Origin of the sequence: Methanobrevibacter sp. (assembly GCF_017410345.1) — an archaeon.
Taxonomy (GTDB): Archaea; Methanobacteriota; Methanobacteria; order Methanobacteriales; family Methanobacteriaceae; genus Methanobrevibacter.
In genome coordinates this window covers 1-19,294 of sequence record NZ_JAFQQZ010000047.1, presented here as the reverse complement: position 1 = coordinate 19,294, position 19,294 = coordinate 1, and the positions used below count along the sequence as shown (strand labels likewise).

Sequence of the window (19,294 nt, the reverse complement as noted above, 5' to 3'; positions counted from 1 at the left end):
GTCGATTTTAACAGAGAACAGTTCCCAGGTTTAGTATTCAAACTTCAAGAACCTAAAACTGCTGCTTTGATTTTTAGTTCTGGTAAACTTGTATGTACTGGTGCTAAATCTATCGACGATTCAAAATTAGCTATTAAAAAAACTGTCGACCTTATGAGAACTATTGATACTGAAATTCCTCATGAGTTTGATATTAAAATTCAAAACATCGTTGCTTCTGCAAATTTACAATCTACTTTAAATTTAGAAGCAGTTGCTTTGGAATTAGAAAACACTGAATATGAACCAGAACAATTCCCTGGTTTAGTATACCGTTTATCTGATCCTAAAGTTGTATTATTATTATTCGGTTCCGGAAAAGTTGTTTGTACTGGAGCTAAAACCAAAAAAGACGCTAGGTTAGGTGTCGAAAACGCTAAAGCTAGACTTAGCGAATTGGACTTAATATAATTGGTGATATTATTGATTAAACTTGTAGTATTTGACTTAGATAATGTTATTATTGATGGTGAGGGCATAGACGAGATTGGAAAATTAGTAAATATTGAAGATCAAATTGCAGCAATCACCGAGCAGGCCATGCAAGGTGATATCGACTTCGAAACATCCATTAAGAAAAGAGTAGGGCTTCTCAAGGGAGTCGCTACTGAAGATATTAAAACATTAGCTAGTGAAATGCCTCTAATGAAAGGAGCTGAAGAAACCGTTTCCACCTTAAAGGAAAACGGATTTGATGTGGCTATCATCAGTGGCAGTTTTGATATAATCGCCGATACTATTAAGGGAAAACTTGATGTGGATAAGATATTCACAAACTCATTAGTTGAAGAAGACGGGATCTTGACTGGTGAAGTTACTGGACCATTAGTATCTGGTTCAAAATTAGATGTTCTATCTTCATTCATCGAAGAAAAAGGATATACATTGGATGAATGTGTAGCCATTGGAGATGGAGCAAATGATATTTCCATGATTGAATCTGCAAAATATGGAATTGCCTTTAATGCGAAACCTGCTTTAAAGGAGAATGCAGACATTATTGTGGAAACCCGTGACTTAACTGACGTTTTAAATGTCATCATTCATTTAAACTCTGAAAACACTGAAGGAGATGCTGACGTGGATAAAGAAGTTGCTGTAGAAACTGAAGTAGTTGAAACTACTGACGTAGTTGTTGAAAACCAAGAAGAAGAACAAGTTGCAGATGCAACTGAAGAAGTAGTTGAAGAAATCGAAGAAACAGAAGAACTTGTTGAAGAAGCTGAAGAGGAAGCTGAAGAGGCAGAAGAAGTAGTCGAAGAGGAAACTGCTGAGGAAGAAGAGGCTGAACCTGCTGAAGAAATCGAAGAAATCGAAGAAGTGGAAGAAGCTGAAGAAGCAGTTGAAGAAGAGGCTGCTGAAGAAGAAGCTACTGAAGATGAAACCGAAGAGGAAGCTGAAGAAGCAGTTGAAGAAGAGGCTGCTGAAGAAGCTGAAGAAGTAGCGGAACCTGCTGAAGAAAAACCTGTTAAAGAAGCAAAACCTAAAAAATCCAAAAAGAAAAATGCTCTTCCAGAACCTGACTTTGATTTAGCTGACACCATTGAAGGTGTAAGGGCTCAAAAAGATGAAAGGGAAGAACGTATCGCTAAGGTTGCTGAAGAAAGGGAAGCCTTTAACAGAGAAGCTAAAGAACAACGCAAAATACGTGATGAATTGAATTCTGAATTGAAAGAAAACTTAGCTAAAGCTATTGAGTTCAGAGACCAACGTAATGAAATCAACAAGCAAGTTGAAGAAAACAAAAAGGCACGTAATAAAGTCAACGATGAAATTAAAAGTCTTGAATGGTCTTCTGGTAAAAAGGATAGAGTAAGAATCGAAAACGAGATCAAAAAGATCGATAAGATTATCGAAACCAGAGTATTGGACATCAAGAAAGAAAATCAACTTGTTAAAAATGCAAATGACTTAAGAAAAGAACTTGCAGAAATCAAGGAAGACGATAAGGTCAAAGAAGAAGCTGCTGAACTCAAGAAACAATCTGAAGAATACCACGCTAAAGTTGTAGAACTTTCAGAACAAGCTCAAGAAGCTCACGAACAAATGCTTGCTTACTTCAGAAAAACTGATGAAATCAGAACTGCTGCAGATGAAGCACACAAGTTATTCATCCAAGCTAGAAAGAATGCTTCCGCAAAACATGAAGAGTTCAAAATGATCTTAAGTGAAATTCATGTAATCAACAAAAAGTTAGGAAGCAGCAAAAACAGAAAACGCAGATCTGAAAAATCTAGCGGTTCTTCCAACAATAAGAAAAATCGTGAAGAAAAAGAAAGAGCTGAAAGTATCTTTGACAAATTCAAAAACGGTAAGAAATTATCTACTGAAGAGCTTTTACTCTTGCAAAAATACGATATTAATTAATTAAATTATTTTTAATTAATTTTTATTTTTTCTTTTAATTTCTTTTAATTTTCTTTTATTTAGTTTATTTTATATTTTTTTAATTTACTTTTTCTATTTTTTATTTAGTTTATTTTATATTTTTTTAGATAATTTTTTCCATTTTTTGTTTACTTTTCTTTCTGTTCTGTTTTTTAATTATCGTATAATAAGTTATTATATTATTTAAGTAAATTTAATATAATAGTTAAATCTTATTTTATTATAATTGTGATGGAATATTTAATGAGATAATATTTGATAGTTGTGATATGATGGCAGATAATATTAATGAAAATAATGAGAATAACGTAAAAAATGAAGAAAAGGAAGAAAAAATAGAAGTTTGCTATACCTGTGGAAAGGAATTTGACATGAACAGCGATGAAGGAGCTCATTATCACTATGGCAAATATCCGATGTGTGGATATTGCAGTAATTTTTACGGTTTCTATAAGGAAGAACTGATGGATAAAAAATAAATTTCAATTATTTTATTCTAATTACAGTTTTTTAGCTATTTTTCTAATTAGTTGACAATTTATTGAAATTTGCAATTCTTTTTTAATTTTTTACTTTATTTTTAATTTTCTTTTTTCATTTTAATATTATAATCATCTTGAAATGGTGATTGTTCAAAAACGAAAATCTTAAATATAATGTTTATGTATAAAGTATTTATGATTTTGAATAATTTTTAATTGAAATTTTTCAATTGATTTCTTAGATTTTATAAAAAATGGTTTTTATAGAATTCTATTTTTATATAAAGTTTTTTTAGAAAAGGACTTTTTAAAAGTTCTAAAAAGTTCTAAAAAACTTTAAATTTTATTAATTATTTATATTTTAATTTTTATTTATTATGTGATAATATGCATGAAGTGATTATTTCAGAAAAACCGAAATCTGCTGAGAAGATAGCAAAGGCTCTCTCTTCAAAGGCCAAAAAGAAAAAACATGGCAAGATCAATTATTGGGAATTTGAAGAGGATGGGAAAAGGACCACTGTACTATCTGCAGTGGGGCATCTTTACTCCTTGACATCTGCCACTTCAAAAGATAGATTGGGCTTTGACTTAACATGGGTTCCGGCATATGAAGTCGAAAGGAACAGCGGCTATATCAGGGATTATGTTTATGCAATCAAGCAGCTCTCTAGAGATGCGGATAAATTCGTTCATGCTTGCGATTACGATGTGGAAGGGACTTTAATAGGGTATAATGTTTTAAAATACGCTTGCGGAAACAATGCTGAGGCAAAGGCATCCCGTATGAAGTTTTCCACATTGACCAAAAAGGACATTGTGGAAGCATATAACCATATGATTGACATTGATCCCCATCAGGTTGACAGCGGTATTGCAAGGCATATGCTGGACTATTACTTTGGTATGAACATTTCCTCTGCATTGATGGATACAGTATTGTCCACCAATCATAGAAGAATCAGCCTGTCTGCAGGTCGTGTTCAAACACCTACCTTATCCATTTTGGTGGATAGGGAAAAGGAGATACAGGCATTCGTACCTGAACCTTATTGGCAAATCAAGGCTAAATGTGATTTTGACATTGTAGCAAATCACGTTGAGGATAAGATCTTTGATAAGGAAAGGGCTAAAAGCATATTCAAGGAATGTCATGGTGCCGATGCAACTGTAACCAATGTCAATGTCAAGGAAACCATCAGAAAACCTCCTATTCCATTCAACTTAGGTGGTTTGCAGTCTGAAGCGCATGCTGTTTTCGGATTTTCCCCTAAAAGGACTCAGATTGCAGCTCAGAATTTGTATGTTGGAGGATACACTTCCTATCCACGTACCTCATCTCAAAAGCTTCCGGAATCATTAGGATTTAAGGAGATCTTTGCAGGGCTTCTAAAGGATGAGGAATTCAAGAAGCATATTGCTGATTTGCCTGCAAAATTAAAGCCGAATGAGGGTAAGAAGGAGGATGCGGCACACCCTGCTATTCATCCGACTGGAGTATTGCCATCCAAACTGTCTGCAGATGAGGAAAAGATCTATCGATTGATCGTTTATAGATTCATAAGCGTATTTTCTGAAGATTCCAAATTGGAAACCATGAAAGTGAACTTGAAGGTAAACAATGAGAAATTCGTTTTCTCAAGAAAAAGGGTTTCCCATGAAGGATGGCTAAAGCATTATCCATTTAAGAAACAGGAAGCTGATGAATTCCCTCCACTTAAGAAAGGGGATCTCTTGAAGATTCACAAGATCATTTCAGAGGAAAAGGAAACCAAGCCTCCTGCAAGATATAATGAGGCCTCTCTCATTAAGGAATTGGAAAAAAGAGACCTTGGAACAAAGGCTACCCGTGCGGACATCATTGCCAAGTTATATGATAGGAAATACATTGACGGCAAGAAGATTGAAGTCAAGCCATTGGGAGTTCATATAATCGATACCTTGAAGCAATACTGTAAGAATTTGACCAGCGAAGAACTGACCCGTGAGTTTGAAAAGGAATTGGATAGGCTTGAATCCGATAAGATTACCAAGGAGGAAATTCTTGCAAACGGTGAAAGGGAAGTAAGGTCAATCCTTAGGGACATTGATGACAATCAAAGGGAAATCGGTTCAAAGCTTTTCGAGTCATATCAGGAATCAAATATTGTCGGTGACTGCAGCTGCGGTGGAAAACTACTTAAGAAGTATTCCAAAAGGAACAAGCAATACTTTATAGGATGTTCCAAGTTTCCTACATGCAGAAACACTTATTCCTTGCCTAAAAAGGCAAATATTCTAAAGTCCAAATGCCCTACCTGTGGTCTGCCTATGATTTCCATTCCGAAGAAAGGACAAAAGGGAAGGGAACATGTCTGTCTTGATCCGAATTGCGGTAAAGAGGTAAGCAAAAGGCGTGCTCCTGAAGTTGTCGGTAAATGTCCAAAATGTGGAAGAGACCTATTGAAACGTTCAGGCAGATTTGGCGAATTTGTCGGATGCAGCGGATTCCCTCAATGCAGATTCAGTTGCCAATTAAAGGATTTGGACGATTTGGGAAAAGAAGAATTGGAAGTTAAGGAAAATAATCAATAATTATTTTAAAGATTATAATCCTATTCTTATTTTTTTATTTTTCTTTCTATTTTTATTTTATTTAATTTTATTATTTTTCAGATTTTTTTTTAATTTCAGTTTCAGTTATTCTTTCATTTTTTTATTCTTTCTAATTTTTTACTCTTATTTTTATCATTTAATCAATAATTATATTCGCATATCTTAAAACTTAATACGATTTCCATTTTATTAATAAAGAATATTAGAAAATTATATATGTACATAAAATGTATATTTAATTATTATTAAATTTAGATTGATTTTTATTAACATCATTTTAATGAAAATCTTATAGATATTAAGTTTAATAATTCTAATTTCAAAAATTGTTATTTCAATATATTTTAAAATATATTTAATAATGTTTTACAAGTCGTACGGTGCTGTTTTATGAAAATATGATATTAAGCGCTTATATCTTTCATAAGATGGTGAGTATGGACTATAAATTATATATTCGAATATAAATTTGTAAAATGTACGAGGATTTTATATGGAAAATCAGAAAGTTAAAACAATATTGAAATCTGTGGTTATCATAGCCATATTATTTGTTTTGGTTTTTGCCATCAGGGCACAGGCTGCCGATATTGGCGGTGTTCCTAATGAGCTTAAGGCAAGTTATATGGATGCTGATGGTCTTCCTTATTTCAGTGAAATGGACTCATACTTTAACTTAAGGATGACTCAAGACTATATGGATCATGGATACTTTGGTGATACTTTAGTAAATGGTTCCGGTTGGGATATGCATTCTTACTATCCATCAGGAAGGGATGTTGGTTCGTATCAGCCGATGATTGCATATGTGACTTCATTCTTATATGGAATAGTAAACATGTTCCAGGACATGTCTCTTAAGGAAGTTGCCTTTTGGACCGGTGCATTCATCTCTTCATTTGCTGTAATTCCTGTTTACATATTCACAAGAAGAATTACCAATGATTATGGAGCAATTGCATCTACTTTAATCGTAGTCTTAGGTCCTAACTACATTGGACATACATTTGCAGGATTTTTCGATACAGATATGTTTAACATAACCTTGCCTTTGTTCTTCATACTCTTCTTTGTTGAAGCGGTAAAGAGTGATAAATTGGCTAATAAAATAATATTTTCAGTATTATCTATTATTTCTATTGGTCTTTATTCTCTCTCATGGACTGGGTATATATTTTATCCTGCAGTAATGATTTTAGTCATGATAGCATTCTTTATATTATGTTTCTATTTCGATATAGATGTTATAGACTCATCTAAAAATTATGATAATAAATTAAAATGGCTGATTAATCAAAAAGAGCTGTTCTCTGTAGTACTTATCCTAGTTTTAGGTTTTGTTGGATTATTATTCACTGTTGGTATTGATGGCCTTTTATTTAACATCAAAGACCTTCTTGGCACTGTATCTCTCCAATCTACTGCAAATGATGTATGGCCTAACGTACTTGTTTCCGTTGCAGAGATGCAAATTCCTAACCTTTTATCTGGAGGACTTCCAGGGGCATTTTTAGCAAACTCTAGCGGTATTATAAACGGTATTGGTGGAATAGTTGCTTTCTTCGGTGTTTTATTGGTCTTATATACTTTTGTTCAAAGAGCACTCAGATTAAGGTCTGTAAAAATTAAAGGCGATTCCTCAAAACCACATAAATCTAAACGTAAAGCTACTTCCTTAAGAAAAGAACAAGAGAAATTCAGAATTTCCCTTAAAGACATAGGGTCTTTCGGTTCAACTGATGAAATCAATCAAAGCAAACGTTTGAATCTGCTTTACTTAAGCTTATTCCTTGTATGGATTCTTGCATCAATCGCTGCAGTAACCCAAGGTACAAGGTTTATTCAGGTATTGGTTATTCCTATGGGTATCTGCGCAGGTATTTTTGTAGGATATGCAGTTGATTATGTCAAAGCTAATGTTGATGATGATAAGGTTTTATTATTAATCGCTATAGTGTGTGCTTTCTTAATTGCATTCCCAATTAGTCAAATCGGTTATGTTCTTGATAATGCCTTGATGATAGGTTCAATTGTATTTATTGCACTTGTAGTAATTTCTGGGGTAGTGATTTATCTTAGAAAATCCATTAAGGATTCAGATGTGTCTATTAAAAAGGCATTGGTAGTTGTATTGATTACTTTAGCTTTAGTATCTCCAACTGTTTGCGGGGCTTACCAAACCACTGCCCTTACAGTTCCAGGGTCAAGTGACCCTATGTGGAATGCCATGGACTTTGTTAAGGAAAATTCCACTAATGATACTGTGATTGTTTCATGGTGGGACTTCGGTTATCTATTTGAATATTCATCTGGTCATCCTACCTCTTTCGACGGGGGTTCCCAATCAGGGGATCGTGCATATTGGGTAGGTAAAGCATTAACTACATCTGATTTAGCTCAATCTAAAGGAATCTTGCAGATGTTGACCACTACTGGTAGTAATGCTTCTGATTTATTATGCAATTACACAGGAAGTAACGTAACCGCAGTTGATGCATTGGACAAAACTTTAGGAATGAGCAGAGAAGATGCTAAATCAACTTTAATTAAAGATTATAATTTAACTGAAGGCCAAGCTAGTGCTGTTGTAAAACAATCACATCCATCCAATCCGAATAATGTCTCCTTTATTTTAAGTTCAGATATGATTCAAAAAGCTGGATGGTGGTCTTACTTCGGTTCATGGAACTTTGATACATTGGATAGTACAAACTATCAATATTATGTGGCTTCGGATTATGTTAAAATCAATCCTAACTCTCAAGGCAATATTACAATATTGAATGAAAGTGGCATTCTATACAATGCTGAAGTTAAGAGAGGTGGTAATGGTACCAATGAGACTACTGCTCAAATGACTGCTGTTTGGGATAAGAACGGCAGTAAAATTGATATAAATGGTACTGAGTACAATCCTCTTAAGGCAAGCAACCTTATTGCTATTGAAGACGGTTATTTAACTGTAAACAAGACCTTGGATAAGGAAGGTAATTATACAATTTACCTTTTAGGATCCGAAAACCAATATACTGCCATATTGATGGATAATAAACTTAAGGACTCTGTCTTTACCAGATTGTTCTTCTTAGGCGGTATAGGTCAGGATACCTTTACATTAAGTAACATGCAAGATGGAGTTGCTGTTTGGACTATCAATAACGGAGCAACAGTTTCAGATAACACAGATTCTGATACAGAATAAGCATAAAGTTTCTTTATGCATAAAATTTAAATTAAGTTATTGGTTGTAAGTGAAACTTAGTCCAGTTTTGCTTATAATTCCATAACTTTTTCTTGTTTTATTTTTTTTATTTTTTCCAATATTTTTAATATTTCTAATATTTTTTTATAATTTTTTCATTTATTTTTCAAGTATTCTTCCATCTATTTTTTCATTTCAATTCTATTTTTACCGCATATTTTATATGTTAAAAATACAAAATTTATATTATAATAAAATATTTGCATTTTTTAAGATGTTTTTGAGTGTAAAAAACATCAATTCATTAAAATATTTCAAATTCAATTATTATTCGTAATAAATTTTTTATTGGGGAGTTTATGTCTATAGAAGAAAAAATAAAAGCCATCGAAGAGGAAATTCAAAAGACACCTTATAATAAAGCTACTTCTCATCACATAGGTAAATTAAAGGCCAAGATTTCCAAGCTTAAGGAAGAGCAAATCAAAAGAAGTAGTGGGGGATCTAAAGGTGAAGGATTCCACATTAAAAAGAGCGGTGATGCTACAGCGGTTTTGGTAGGTTTCCCATCTGTAGGTAAATCTACATTGCTCAATGAATTGACCAATGCTGAAAGTAAGGTTGGGGCTTATGAATTCACTACTTTAGAGATTATTCCAGGGGTTATGGAATACAATAACGCCCAAATTCAAATCTTTGACATTCCTGGAATCATTACTGGTGCTGCTGGAGGTAAAGGTAGAGGTAAGGAAATCCTGTCAGTGGCAAGAACTGCAGATTTGATTATTGTAGTGTTGGACATTCTTAATCCGCAACATCTGAATGTCATACTGAAAGAGCTTAGGAATGTAGGCGTAAGGCCAAATGAAACCAAGCCTGACGTTAAGATTAAAAAGACCAGAAAAGGTGGAATAAATGTCTCAACAACTGTTCCTTTGACTCATCTTGATGAGAAGACAATCAGGTCAATCATCAATGAATATGGAGTTCACAATGCGGATATTCTATTTAGGGATGATGTGACAATTGACCAGTTCATTGATGTGATTGAAGACAATAAGTCATATGTTCCAATGATGATTCTGTTGAACAAGGTGGATCTGGTTGATATTGATTATCTAAGGGAGGTTCAAAAGGACATTCCTGATTTCATTCCGATTTCCGCTGACAAGAAGCTTAATATCGATGCCCTTAAAGAGGAAATATTCAATCATGTCGATTTGATTAGGGTTTATTTGAAGCCACAAGGAAGAAAAGCGGATATGGATGATCCATTGGTTATCAGAAGAGGGTCTACAGTTATTGATGCATGTGGAAAGCTTCATAGGGAGTTTGTAAAAAACTTCCGTCATGCCAAGATTTGGGGAACTTCAGTTAAATTCCCAGGTCAAAAGGTAGGTCCTGACCATGTCTTGGAAGATGAGGATGTCTTGCGTATCATTCTAAAGAAATAATCCTTGTGTGGTAGTATGTCTATTCTAAATGATTTATCAAAGGATACCGTTATTTTCATATCAGGTACTCCATGCACCGGCAAAACAACTGTCGCTTCAAGCTTGAATGATTATCTATTGGATAATGGATTCGATTCAAGGCTTATTAAAATCAATGATTTTGCATTTGAAAATGATTTGGTTTTAGGTGAAGATCCTGATAAGTTCTATAAGGTCATTGATATTGACAGATTAGATGAATGTCTCAATGAAGAGATTAAGAAAAATAGTGCTAATGTTTTAATCGTAGAAGGCCATCTATCTCATCTTTGTGAGGGTGCAGATAAGATGATTGTCCTTCGATTGAATCCCCATATTCTAAAGGATAGGCTTGAAGAAAGGAATTATTCCCAATCTAAAATTCAAGAAAACTTGGAAGCTGAAGCACTTGCAGTATGCTCTGCTGAGGCTTATGAAATCTATGGTGATAAGACCAATGAGATAGATGCAAGCGACAAGTCTGTTGAAGAGGTCCGTGATTTGATAATAGCTATTGCATCTGGCAATTTGGAATGTCCGGTCGGTTCAATAGATTTTATGGAATGGCTTTTGAATTAATCCATTTCAATATGTAAAATAATGGACAAAATAATAAGCAAAATTTTACTTTTTTTATAAATTTTTTATATTAATATATTATATAATAGAAAACCTTTTTATATAATAAAAAACATATCTTATCTTAATATTCCTCTTGTACTATTATATTATAGGAATATTTATTTAATTACTTTATTTTTACATTGCTTAAATTTGATTTCTCATCAGAATCTACTTTTATTTAAGCAATAAGTTATTTTAAAGAGATTATACTATGTATGAGAGGAGTATCTATGGCTAGAGGAAAAAAACCTGATTGGATGATTGAGATAGCTCAAGAAAGGATGGATATTCTTTTTAATCGTGCAGAAAAAGAATATAAAGAGCATCCTGAAAGATCTCATCGTTATGTTGAGCTTGCTCGAAAGATTTCAAAGAAGTACAATACAAAAATTCCTCAAGCGTGGGGACGAAGATACTGTAAAAATTGTTACAAGTTTTTGGTTCCCGGTCACAACTGCGCTGTCCGGCTAATTAATAATGAGATTAATATTTATTGTGGCGAGTGTGGCCATATCATGAAAATTCCTTACATCAGGGAAAAAAAGTTAAAAAGGAGAGCTAAAATTGACTCTTACACTTTCAAAAAAAGAGATTATGAATGAAGCTCGTTCCGCTATGACAATCAATATTGGAAAAGCTGGTGTTAACGACAATGTCATTGAAGAGATTAAACGTCAGTTAAAATCCAATCCTATTATCAAATTACGTTTTGCTAAAAATGTAGCAAGGAATAAAGATGATTTAATTAGCAGCATTGTTGAAGGCACTAAAGCTCAACTTATTGACGTTAGAGGGAATGTTGCTGTTATTTATAAAAAGCAATCCGGTTAGATCATTCGCTTAGAGTTACAGACACCAGTCTTAGGTGAGTGAGAAGATTGGATTAGAAACATATTAATTGGAGAAAATTATATGACAACTGTATTTGATGTTCCTGCAGAGTTATTAATTAATACTGTTGCAGATGAATTTAGAGATAATAATGATAAAATTGTTGCCCCTGAATGGACAAAACTTGTTAAAACTGGTGTTCACAAAGAAAGAAAACCAGAAAACATCGACTGGTGGTATGTAAGATGCGCTTCTATCTTAAGAAGAGTTTATATTGACGGACCAGTTGGAGTAAGAAGTTTAAGAACCTTCTACGGTGGTAAAAAAGATAGAGGAGTTAACCCTGAAAAATTCAGAAAAGGTAGTGGCTCTATTGTAAGAGTAGCTTTACATCAATTAGAAGATGCAGGTTACGTAGAAAAAGTCGATGCTGGAAGAATTATTACTCCAGAAGGTAGATCTTTCTTAGATAATACTTCTGCTGAATTAATTAAGGATATTCCAGAACTTTCAAAATATTAAGTAAGATTTCAGATAGAATTGATCATGGAATATTTTTAATGATTATTTAATGGTTGATTCAATGAAAATAATTTATATTAATGGGGATTATTATGAGTGAACTTGATGAAATACGCAAAAGACGTATGGCTGAATTACAACAGCAAGCGGCCATGAATGCTGATCCACAACAAATTGCACAGCAACAGATGGCACAGCAGCAAGCTGCTCAACAGCAAGCAGAAATGGAAGCTCAATTAAAACAGGCTATGAAGCAAATCTTGACTCCTGAAGCTCGTGGAAGATTGGACAATCTAAGATTGACCAAGCCAGACCTCGTTCGAAATATTGAGATTCAATTGCTTCAATCAGCTCAAGCAGGTTCTCTTAGAGGAAAAGTAACTGATGAACAACTTAGAGTTTTACTTAAGAATCTCATGGGTCAAAAAAGAGAAATTCACATTACAAGAAGATAATTGACTAGTGATTTGGTAAAATGAAAGCTTGTGTTCTTTATAGCGGTGGCAAAGACAGTTCATTGATGGGAATCATTCTCACTCGATTAGGCTTTGATGTCGAACTTGTTACTGCTAACTTCGGTGTTTATGATTCATTTCATCCGGCTCAAAAATCTGCCCAGTCCATTGGTCTGAAGCATAAGGTCCTGGATTTGGACATTTCAATCTTGGAAAAGGCTGTGGACATGATTATGGAGGATGGTTTTCCCAATGAGGGAATAAAATATCTTCATGAGGCTGTTGTTGAAGAGGTGGCAAATCATTACGATCTTGTTGCTGATGGAACAAGAAGGGATGACAAGACTCCTAAACTCAATAGAAATCAGATTAGAAGCTTGGAAGATAGAAAAGATATCCAATACATGAACTTGGACAGTTTCGGTTACAAGACCATCAAGTATCTTGTAGGCAATCTTTTTGAATTGAAGCATGAAAAGAGCAATAATGATACAAGTTCCGATTATGAGGTTGAAATCCGCCTGCTTATTGATAGGAAAGGAGGAAATTCCTCTGAGATTTTTCCGGAACATTATCAAACCAATGTAATTGGCTTAAAGCAATGAATTATTATTCAATCCTTAATTGTTGTTCGCTTATCATTAAAATTAATTAAATTATTTTTCAAAATATCAAATTTATTATTCGCGGTGAAAAAATGAGTAGAAATAAACCATTAGCTAAAAAATTAAGAATGGCTAAAGCTAATAAGCAAAACAGAAGAATCCCTATTTGGGCTTATTCTAAAACTCAACGTAAATTAAGATACAGACCTAAACCTAGACATTGGAGAAGAAATGATCTTAAAATATAGGGGTGTTTAATATGGCAGAAGAATTAGAAAGAACTTATGTTATTCCACTTAGAAAAGTTAAAAACGTTAAAAGGACTATCAGAGCTCCTAGAGCTATCAGAGAAGTTCAAAACTTTTTAATGAAACACATGAAAGCGGAAGAAGTTAAGCTTGATGCTTCTATTAATGAATTTATTTGGGAAAGAGGAATTCAAAAAATTCCATCCAAAGTAAAAGTAAACGCTGTAAAAGATGAGGAAGGTGTTGTTAAAGCAACTTTAGCAGAAAACTAATTTTGCTTATGACTATATTTAATCATCTTTCAGTCTGTTAAATATCAATGTTTTATATCAATAAAATATTTCAAAAATTAAAATTATATAAGGAATAAAATATGCTTAAAAGAATAAATTTAACTGGAAATCCTAATTTAGGAGTTTACATATCCGTTAATGATGAAGTAGCTATTGTTCCTTTTAATCTTCCCACTGAAATGGAACCTGTGATGAAAGAGGCACTTGAAGTTGATTTGATAAGAACTTCCATTGCAGGATGCAATTTGAATGGAGTCCTATCCGCTGGAAATTCCAATGGTTTTGTCGTTTCCCCACATGCAACCGATAGGGAAATCGAAACATTGGAAGATGCAGGGCTTAATGTTGCAAGGCTTCCTGGAAAATACACTGCAGTAGGCAATATTCTTGCAGTGAATGATTATGGTGCCATGGCAGGTCCCAATATTAAGGAAGAAACTGTTAAAGTCATTGAAGATACATTGAAGGTTCCTGTGGAAATCTATCAATTTGCCGATTCCAAGATAGTGGGTTCAGCAAGCATAGTTACCAATAAAGGTGCTCTTTTGCATAGGGATACCTTATCTGGTGAACTTGAACATGTTGAAGAGTTCTTCAAGGTGGAAGGAAATATCGGAACCGTATGTAAGGGTATGCCTCTTGTAGGCGCATGTGGCATTGCCAATTCCAACGGAGTTATGGTTGGCGAACATACCACTGGTCCTGAAATGGCTAGAATTGAAGAGGCTTTAGGCTTCTTGGATTTCGGTAATTTTTAATTTCATCATGATTTAAGGATATGTTGTGTTAATTGATTGTTATGTTCATAAAATCAATTATTATGGTTTAGATGATTAATTATAGTATTTTAGGAAGGGATTCTTATGTTAACAAAAATTTATAGAATTAAAGGCAGTTTTGTAATGGGCAGTGAAACCCAAGTTTTCACTAAGGAATTCAGAGCTGTCAAAGAAGAAGACATTTATGAAAAGCTTTATTCCATTTTTGGAAGCAAACATGGAATAAAAAGAAATCAAATTAAGATTGATTCCATTGAAGAAATTGCTGAGGATGAAGTACAAGATCCTGTTGTCAAAGCAATTCTTTAAATGATTTAATTGCAATCTAAGGTGTTAAAATGGAAGACCAGCAAAAATTACAACAGATTTTAGCACAGCTTGAAGTTTACAAATCCCAATCTGAATTATATCAAACTCAAATTGATGCGGTTCAAACTTCTCTTGCTGAAATTAAGATTTTAGAATCTACATTAGATGATATAAGTGGTAAAGACACTGTTGAGACTTTAGTGCCTCTCGGTGCTGGCTCCTTCATTAATGCAGAGATTAAGAATGAAAATAAGGTTATCATGAGCCTTGGTTCTGGTGTGGCAGTATCCAAAACTTTTGAAGAAGCTAAGGAAACTACTGCACAGCAAAAACAAGAGCTTGAGAATACTTTAGACAAGTTATTTGCAGACTTGCAGCAAATCACCAACATTGTTGCTCAGCTTTCTCCTCAAGCTGAACAGTTAATGCAAAAACTTCAAGCTCAAGGAATGGCATAACTTTATTGTTTTCATTTTAAAATAATAGATTTTTATCTATTATTCTTATTTTTTTAACTATTTTTTATTATTTTATTGGATTTTCTTATTTTATTTTTATATTTTTATCAGATTTTCATTTTATTTTTATATTTTTTATTTGATTCCATATTTTTTAAGTTCTATTTTTCTGAAATTTTAAGGATAAAATTTATATTCTATATTTAAAATAAGTAAGTTTATTAATTTTTAAATATAAAAATAATTTTGATAAAAATATTTAAGAAATTTTTAAAGATTTAAAATGCTAAAGGATATTCAAATTAAGGATATTCAAATTAAGGATATTCATATTAAGGATATTTAAATTTAAAGAATATCCTATATAATACTTATTTAGGCAGGGATAAACTTGTTTGAGTCATTAAAGAAAAAGTTTGCCGATACAAGTGGCAAGCTAAGAAATAAAGTAGAAGATGAAGCTAAAGAAGAGAATAACGTAGAATTGATTGAAGAATCTTCTGAAGAGACTTTTGACCAGATCGAAGAGTCTGAAGAAGTGGAAGGGATTCCTGAAGATTTTGATGATGCGGAAGAGATTTCAGAGGAAGACTTGGATGAAATGCTGGATGCCGCTTTAGAGGAGGAAGCTGAAGAGGAAGAAGAATCTGAAGATGAAAAGGCGTCTGAAGAAAAATCTGGAAGATTCCGCTCATTATTCAAAAGAGATAAAAAAGATGATTCTAAAGATGATCTTAAGGAAGTTTCTGAAAAGTCAGATGAAGACCTTGTAGAGGGGTCTGAAGATGATGCATCTGCAGATGCTGAAGAGGAAGAAGAATCTCTCGAAGAGTCTGAAGATGAAGTGGCTGAAGAGGAAACTGCTGAGGAAGAGGAATCCAAGAAATCTAAACGTTCCTTATTCAGACGTAAGAAGAAAGAAGAATCCGGCGACGGGTCTGAAGAAGAAGCTAAAGATGAGGATAAAAAGGAAAAATCCGGCAGATTCCTATCATTCATTAAGGAGAAATCAATATCTGAAGATGATGTGGAGGACATCCTATTCGAATTGGAATTAGGCCTTTTGGAAGCGGATGTTGCAATGGATGTTTCAAGCGTTGTGGTTGAATCAGTTAAAAACGACTTGGTTGGCCAAAAGATCAAGAGAAGCAGTGATGTTGAAGAGTATACCTATGAAGCCCTTAAGAAGGCAGTGGCAAATATCATTGATATTGAAGGCAAGACCATGACCGAGCTCCTTGAAGAGAAGGTTGCTCAAGGTGATCCTCTTGTTGTAATGCTTGTAGGTATCAACGGTACCGGTAAGACCACCACCATCGGTAAGCTATCCAACTATTACATCAAGAAGGGATACACTCCTGTTATTGCCGCATCAGACACATTCAGGGCAGGAGCTATTGAACAGATCCAGTATCATGCAGACAATTTAGGCGTTAAGCTGATCAAGCATGAAAAGGGATCAGACCCCGCAGCTGTGGCATTTGATGCAGTTCAGCATGCCAAGGCTAAAGGAAAGGAGCTTGTCTTGATTGACACTGCCGGAAGAATGCAGACAAACACCAACCTGATGGATGAAATGAAAAAGATCAGAAGAGTTTCAAAACCTGATTTGGTCGTGTTTGTAGGTGATGCATTGACTGGAAATGATGCAACAGAACAGGCAAGAAAATTCAATGAAGCCATTGATATAGATGGTGTCATACTTACCAAGGCAGATGCCGATTCAAAAGGAGGCGCTGCACTTTCAGTTGGTTACATCATCAAAAAGCCAATCTTTTTCCTAGGTATGGGACAATCCTATGATGACATTAAGGAATATGATGCTCAATGGATGCTAGAGCAAATATTTTCCTAATTCATCCTTTTTTATTTTTTTTAATCTTCTATTTTTTCCAATATTTTTATAAAATTCATTCTATTTCCTTTTCTTTTTTTTAAATTTCCATTAAGCCTTTTTTATATTATTTCACTACTTTTAATCGATTTTAAAGTTAATTTTAGAGATTTTTAAAGTTAAATTTATATATTAATTTTATAAATATATAATAAATGATTAAGTTAACTTTTAATTTAATATATTATTTAATTTATTAAATGGAGTGTATTTAATTAATAGATTGTTGAACGATTTTTAATTTTTTCAATATCTAACTTTTTTAGATTGCATTAGAAACAATTATTCTAATCGTTTAAATAAATTTTTTAATTTTTTTATAAAATGGTGTGATTATGGAAATTGACAGAAATTTAAAAATTGGATTGATAGTAGCTATTTCTATAATAGCTCTTTTCGTATTATCCTTGCTAATTACCAATGCACCAGCTGGAGAAGATAATGCAGTCCGTTTCGGAATCTTAACTCTCTTACCACCTCTTGTGGCTATTGCTTTAGCATTCATAACCAAAGAGACTATTTTATCCTTGTTCATTGGGGTATTCGTTGGAGAATTTATGGTTTCCGTTAACGACTTGAACATTGTCAGCTCAGCTATTAATGCATTTTTAGCAATGGGTACTCAAATTATTTCTTGTATGGCTGATCCATGGAATGCAGGTATTATCCTTCAATGTTTACTTATTGGTGGTATCATCCAATTGGTAACCAAGATGGGTGGTGCAAAAGCATTGGCAGATGCATTTGCTAAACGTGCTGACACTCCAAGGAAAGCTCAATTATTCACTGAACTTTTAGGATTATGTGTTTTCTTCGACGATTACGCTAACTCCTTGATTGTAGGTCCTATCATGAGACCTGTTATGGACAAACTTCACGTATCCAGAGAAAAATTAGCATTTGTAGTAGACGCAACCGCTGCTCCTGTAGCAGGTATCGCTATTATTTCCACTTGGATTGGATTGGAACTCAGTTTGATTGGTCAAGGTTTTGAATCCATTGGAATGAATGTAAGCGCATTCGGTATATTCTTGCAAACCATTCCATTCAGGTTCTATAACATTTTAATCTTGATCTTCATTGTTATTTCCGCACTCACTTACTACGAATTCGGACCAATGAAAGAAGCAGAGAAAAAAGCTCGTGCTAGAAAAGAAGATGACCCTGTTGAATCTCTTGAAGCAACCAGTTTTGATGATGTAAAACCTGTTGAAGGCATTAAATTATCCGTTTGGAATGCAATCATCCCTATTGGTGTATTGATTGTCGGTGCACTCATCGCATTCTACTGGAGCGGATACACCACCATCTTAGGTGGAGAAGACAAGGCTTTGATCACTTTAATGCAAACTTCCCCATTATCATTCAACGGTATTTTTGAAGCATTATCCGCTTCTGATGCATCCGTTGCATTGTTCCAAGCAGCATTGCTTGCTTCCATTGTAGCTATTGTCATGGCAGTATTACAAAAGATCATGACCATCGAAGAAGCTATCTCTGAATGGGTTGGCGGTATGAAAACCATTGTTATCACTGGTGTAATCTTACTCTTGGCTTGGTCATTAGGTGGAGTCATCGGTGACTTAGGTACTGCTGATTACTTAGTAGGTATCCTGGCAGATACAATACCTATATTTATTTTACCAACATTGATTTTCGTTTTAGGCGCTTTGATTTCCTTTGCAACAGGTACTTCCTATGGTACAATGAGTATTTTAATGCCATTAACCATTCCTCTTGCTTGGGCGGTTAACCCTGAAATGGGCTTTGTAATCGTATGTACCAGTGGTGTATTGACTGGTGCTATCTTCGGTGACCACTGTTCACCAATTTCAGATACCACTATTCTATCCTCTATGGGTACAAGCTGTAACCACATTTCTCACGTAAGTACTCAAATATACTATGCTATATTCGTTGCAGCTATTGCTATTATATTCGGTTACATCCCAGCAGGATTCGGTATTCAATGGTACTTCTCAATCCCTGTAGCTATTGTAGTAATGTACATTGGATTAAGAGTTCTTGGTGAAAAAGTACCTTTTGAAGAATCTGCTTAAATATGAAATTAACTTAAATGGTTTCAATCCATTTAAGT

The 19,294-nt window shown here is 33.9% G+C and carries 19 protein-coding genes; all 19 read left to right on the top strand.

Annotated elements, in window-relative coordinates; all coding sequences use genetic code 11:
• A partial coding sequence (locus IJE13_RS07050) for a TATA-box-binding protein (protein WP_292778680.1) occupies positions 1-450 on the top strand: 450 nt, incomplete at its 5' end.
• A gap of 12 nt (positions 451-462) precedes the next feature.
• Positions 463-2,406 (top strand): phosphoserine phosphatase SerB, encoded by a 1,944-nt coding sequence (gene serB, locus IJE13_RS07045; RefSeq protein ID WP_292778678.1) that lies wholly within the window; start codon positions 463-465, stop codon positions 2,404-2,406.
• A 293-nt stretch (positions 2,407-2,699) separates the two neighbouring features.
• The gene (locus IJE13_RS07040; RefSeq protein ID WP_292778676.1) at positions 2,700-2,906 is read left to right on the top strand and encodes a hypothetical protein; all 207 of its coding nucleotides are present in this window, start codon (positions 2,700-2,702) and stop codon (positions 2,904-2,906) included.
• Positions 2,907-3,296: 390 nt separating this feature from the next.
• Positions 3,297-5,483 (top strand): DNA topoisomerase I, encoded by a 2,187-nt coding sequence (gene topA / locus IJE13_RS07035; RefSeq protein WP_292778674.1) that lies wholly within the window; start codon positions 3,297-3,299, stop codon positions 5,481-5,483.
• Positions 5,484-5,997: 514 nt separating this feature from the next.
• Positions 5,998-8,706 carry an STT3 domain-containing protein gene (locus tag IJE13_RS07030; protein WP_292778671.1) on the top strand — a complete coding sequence of 903 codons (2,709 nt, stop codon included), beginning with the start codon at positions 5,998-6,000 and terminating at the stop codon, positions 8,704-8,706.
• A gap of 359 nt (positions 8,707-9,065) precedes the next feature.
• Positions 9,066-10,160 carry a GTP-binding protein gene (locus IJE13_RS07025; protein WP_292778669.1) on the top strand — a complete coding sequence of 365 codons (1,095 nt, stop codon included), beginning with the start codon at positions 9,066-9,068 and terminating at the stop codon, positions 10,158-10,160.
• A gap of 15 nt (positions 10,161-10,175) precedes the next feature.
• Positions 10,176-10,757 carry an adenylate kinase family protein gene (locus IJE13_RS07020; RefSeq protein ID WP_292778667.1) on the top strand — a complete coding sequence of 194 codons (582 nt, stop codon included), beginning with the start codon at positions 10,176-10,178 and terminating at the stop codon, positions 10,755-10,757.
• A gap of 275 nt (positions 10,758-11,032) precedes the next feature.
• On the top strand, positions 11,033-11,404 hold the full coding sequence (locus IJE13_RS07015; RefSeq protein ID WP_292778666.1) for a ribonuclease P protein component 4: 372 nt from the start codon (positions 11,033-11,035) through the stop codon (positions 11,402-11,404).
• A complete protein-coding gene (locus tag IJE13_RS07010) occupies positions 11,397-11,633 on the top strand; it encodes a YhbY family RNA-binding protein (RefSeq protein ID WP_292778665.1) in 237 nt (78 codons plus the stop codon). Before IJE13_RS07015 ends, IJE13_RS07010 begins: the two co-directional genes overlap by 8 nt.
• A gap of 81 nt (positions 11,634-11,714) precedes the next feature.
• Positions 11,715-12,155, top strand: a complete 441-nt coding sequence (locus tag IJE13_RS07005) for a 30S ribosomal protein S19e (RefSeq protein WP_292778664.1) — start codon at positions 11,715-11,717, stop codon at positions 12,153-12,155.
• 92 nt (positions 12,156-12,247) lie between these two features.
• Positions 12,248-12,610: a DNA-binding protein gene (locus tag IJE13_RS07000; protein ID WP_292778662.1), complete on the top strand. Its 363-nt coding sequence runs from the start codon at positions 12,248-12,250 to the stop codon at positions 12,608-12,610.
• A 20-nt stretch (positions 12,611-12,630) separates the two neighbouring features.
• Positions 12,631-13,215 (top strand): hypothetical protein, encoded by a 585-nt coding sequence (locus IJE13_RS06995; protein ID WP_292778660.1) that lies wholly within the window; start codon positions 12,631-12,633, stop codon positions 13,213-13,215.
• A 92-nt stretch (positions 13,216-13,307) separates the two neighbouring features.
• Complete coding sequence (locus tag IJE13_RS06990; protein WP_067145211.1) at positions 13,308-13,463, top strand: 50S ribosomal protein L39e; 156 nt, start codon at positions 13,308-13,310, stop codon at positions 13,461-13,463.
• 11 nt (positions 13,464-13,474) lie between these two features.
• Positions 13,475-13,735, top strand: coding sequence for a 50S ribosomal protein L31e (locus tag IJE13_RS06985; RefSeq protein WP_292778657.1), 261 nt, complete (start codon positions 13,475-13,477; stop codon positions 13,733-13,735).
• 101 nt (positions 13,736-13,836) lie between these two features.
• Positions 13,837-14,514: a translation initiation factor IF-6 gene (locus tag IJE13_RS06980; RefSeq protein ID WP_292778655.1), complete on the top strand. Its 678-nt coding sequence runs from the start codon at positions 13,837-13,839 to the stop codon at positions 14,512-14,514.
• Between the two features lie 105 nt (positions 14,515-14,619).
• Positions 14,620-14,844 (top strand): 50S ribosomal protein L18Ae, encoded by a 225-nt coding sequence (rpl18a, locus tag IJE13_RS06975; protein ID WP_292778653.1) that lies wholly within the window; start codon positions 14,620-14,622, stop codon positions 14,842-14,844.
• Positions 14,845-14,873: 29 nt separating this feature from the next.
• Entirely contained in the window at positions 14,874-15,302 is a 429-nt protein-coding gene (gene pfdA / locus IJE13_RS06970; RefSeq protein ID WP_292778651.1) for a prefoldin subunit alpha, read from the top strand.
• 391 nt (positions 15,303-15,693) lie between these two features.
• Positions 15,694-17,157 (top strand): signal recognition particle-docking protein FtsY, encoded by a 1,464-nt coding sequence (gene ftsY / locus IJE13_RS06965; protein WP_292778649.1) that lies wholly within the window; start codon positions 15,694-15,696, stop codon positions 17,155-17,157.
• 374 nt (positions 17,158-17,531) lie between these two features.
• A complete protein-coding gene (locus IJE13_RS06960) occupies positions 17,532-19,256 on the top strand; it encodes a Na+/H+ antiporter NhaC family protein (protein ID WP_292778647.1) in 1,725 nt (574 codons plus the stop codon).
• Positions 19,257-19,294: the final 38 nt, after the last annotated feature.

What these genes read in the sequence shown, in the direction of transcription:
- IJE13_RS07040 (WP_292778676.1), top strand. Translation starts at nt 2,700, where the DNA reads ATGGCAGATAATATTAATGAAAATAATGAGAATAACGTAAAAAATGAA.
- topA (WP_292778674.1), top strand. Translation starts at nt 3,297, where the DNA reads ATGCATGAAGTGATTATTTCAGAAAAACCGAAATCTGCTGAGAAGATA.
- IJE13_RS07030 (WP_292778671.1), top strand. Translation starts at nt 5,998, where the DNA reads ATGGAAAATCAGAAAGTTAAAACAATATTGAAATCTGTGGTTATCATA.
- IJE13_RS07025 (WP_292778669.1), top strand. Translation starts at nt 9,066, where the DNA reads ATGTCTATAGAAGAAAAAATAAAAGCCATCGAAGAGGAAATTCAAAAG.
- IJE13_RS07020 (WP_292778667.1), top strand. Translation starts at nt 10,176, where the DNA reads ATGTCTATTCTAAATGATTTATCAAAGGATACCGTTATTTTCATATCA.
- IJE13_RS07015 (WP_292778666.1), top strand. Translation starts at nt 11,033, where the DNA reads ATGGCTAGAGGAAAAAAACCTGATTGGATGATTGAGATAGCTCAAGAA.
- IJE13_RS07010 (WP_292778665.1), top strand. Translation starts at nt 11,397, where the DNA reads ATGAATGAAGCTCGTTCCGCTATGACAATCAATATTGGAAAAGCTGGT.
- IJE13_RS07005 (WP_292778664.1), top strand. Translation starts at nt 11,715, where the DNA reads ATGACAACTGTATTTGATGTTCCTGCAGAGTTATTAATTAATACTGTT.
- IJE13_RS07000 (WP_292778662.1), top strand. Translation starts at nt 12,248, where the DNA reads ATGAGTGAACTTGATGAAATACGCAAAAGACGTATGGCTGAATTACAA.
- IJE13_RS06995 (WP_292778660.1), top strand. Translation starts at nt 12,631, where the DNA reads ATGAAAGCTTGTGTTCTTTATAGCGGTGGCAAAGACAGTTCATTGATG.
- IJE13_RS06990 (WP_067145211.1), top strand. Translation starts at nt 13,308, where the DNA reads ATGAGTAGAAATAAACCATTAGCTAAAAAATTAAGAATGGCTAAAGCT.
- IJE13_RS06985 (WP_292778657.1), top strand. Translation starts at nt 13,475, where the DNA reads ATGGCAGAAGAATTAGAAAGAACTTATGTTATTCCACTTAGAAAAGTT.
- IJE13_RS06980 (WP_292778655.1), top strand. Translation starts at nt 13,837, where the DNA reads ATGCTTAAAAGAATAAATTTAACTGGAAATCCTAATTTAGGAGTTTAC.
- rpl18a (WP_292778653.1), top strand. Translation starts at nt 14,620, where the DNA reads ATGTTAACAAAAATTTATAGAATTAAAGGCAGTTTTGTAATGGGCAGT.
- pfdA (WP_292778651.1), top strand. Translation starts at nt 14,874, where the DNA reads ATGGAAGACCAGCAAAAATTACAACAGATTTTAGCACAGCTTGAAGTT.
- IJE13_RS06960 (WP_292778647.1), top strand. Translation starts at nt 17,532, where the DNA reads ATGGAAATTGACAGAAATTTAAAAATTGGATTGATAGTAGCTATTTCT.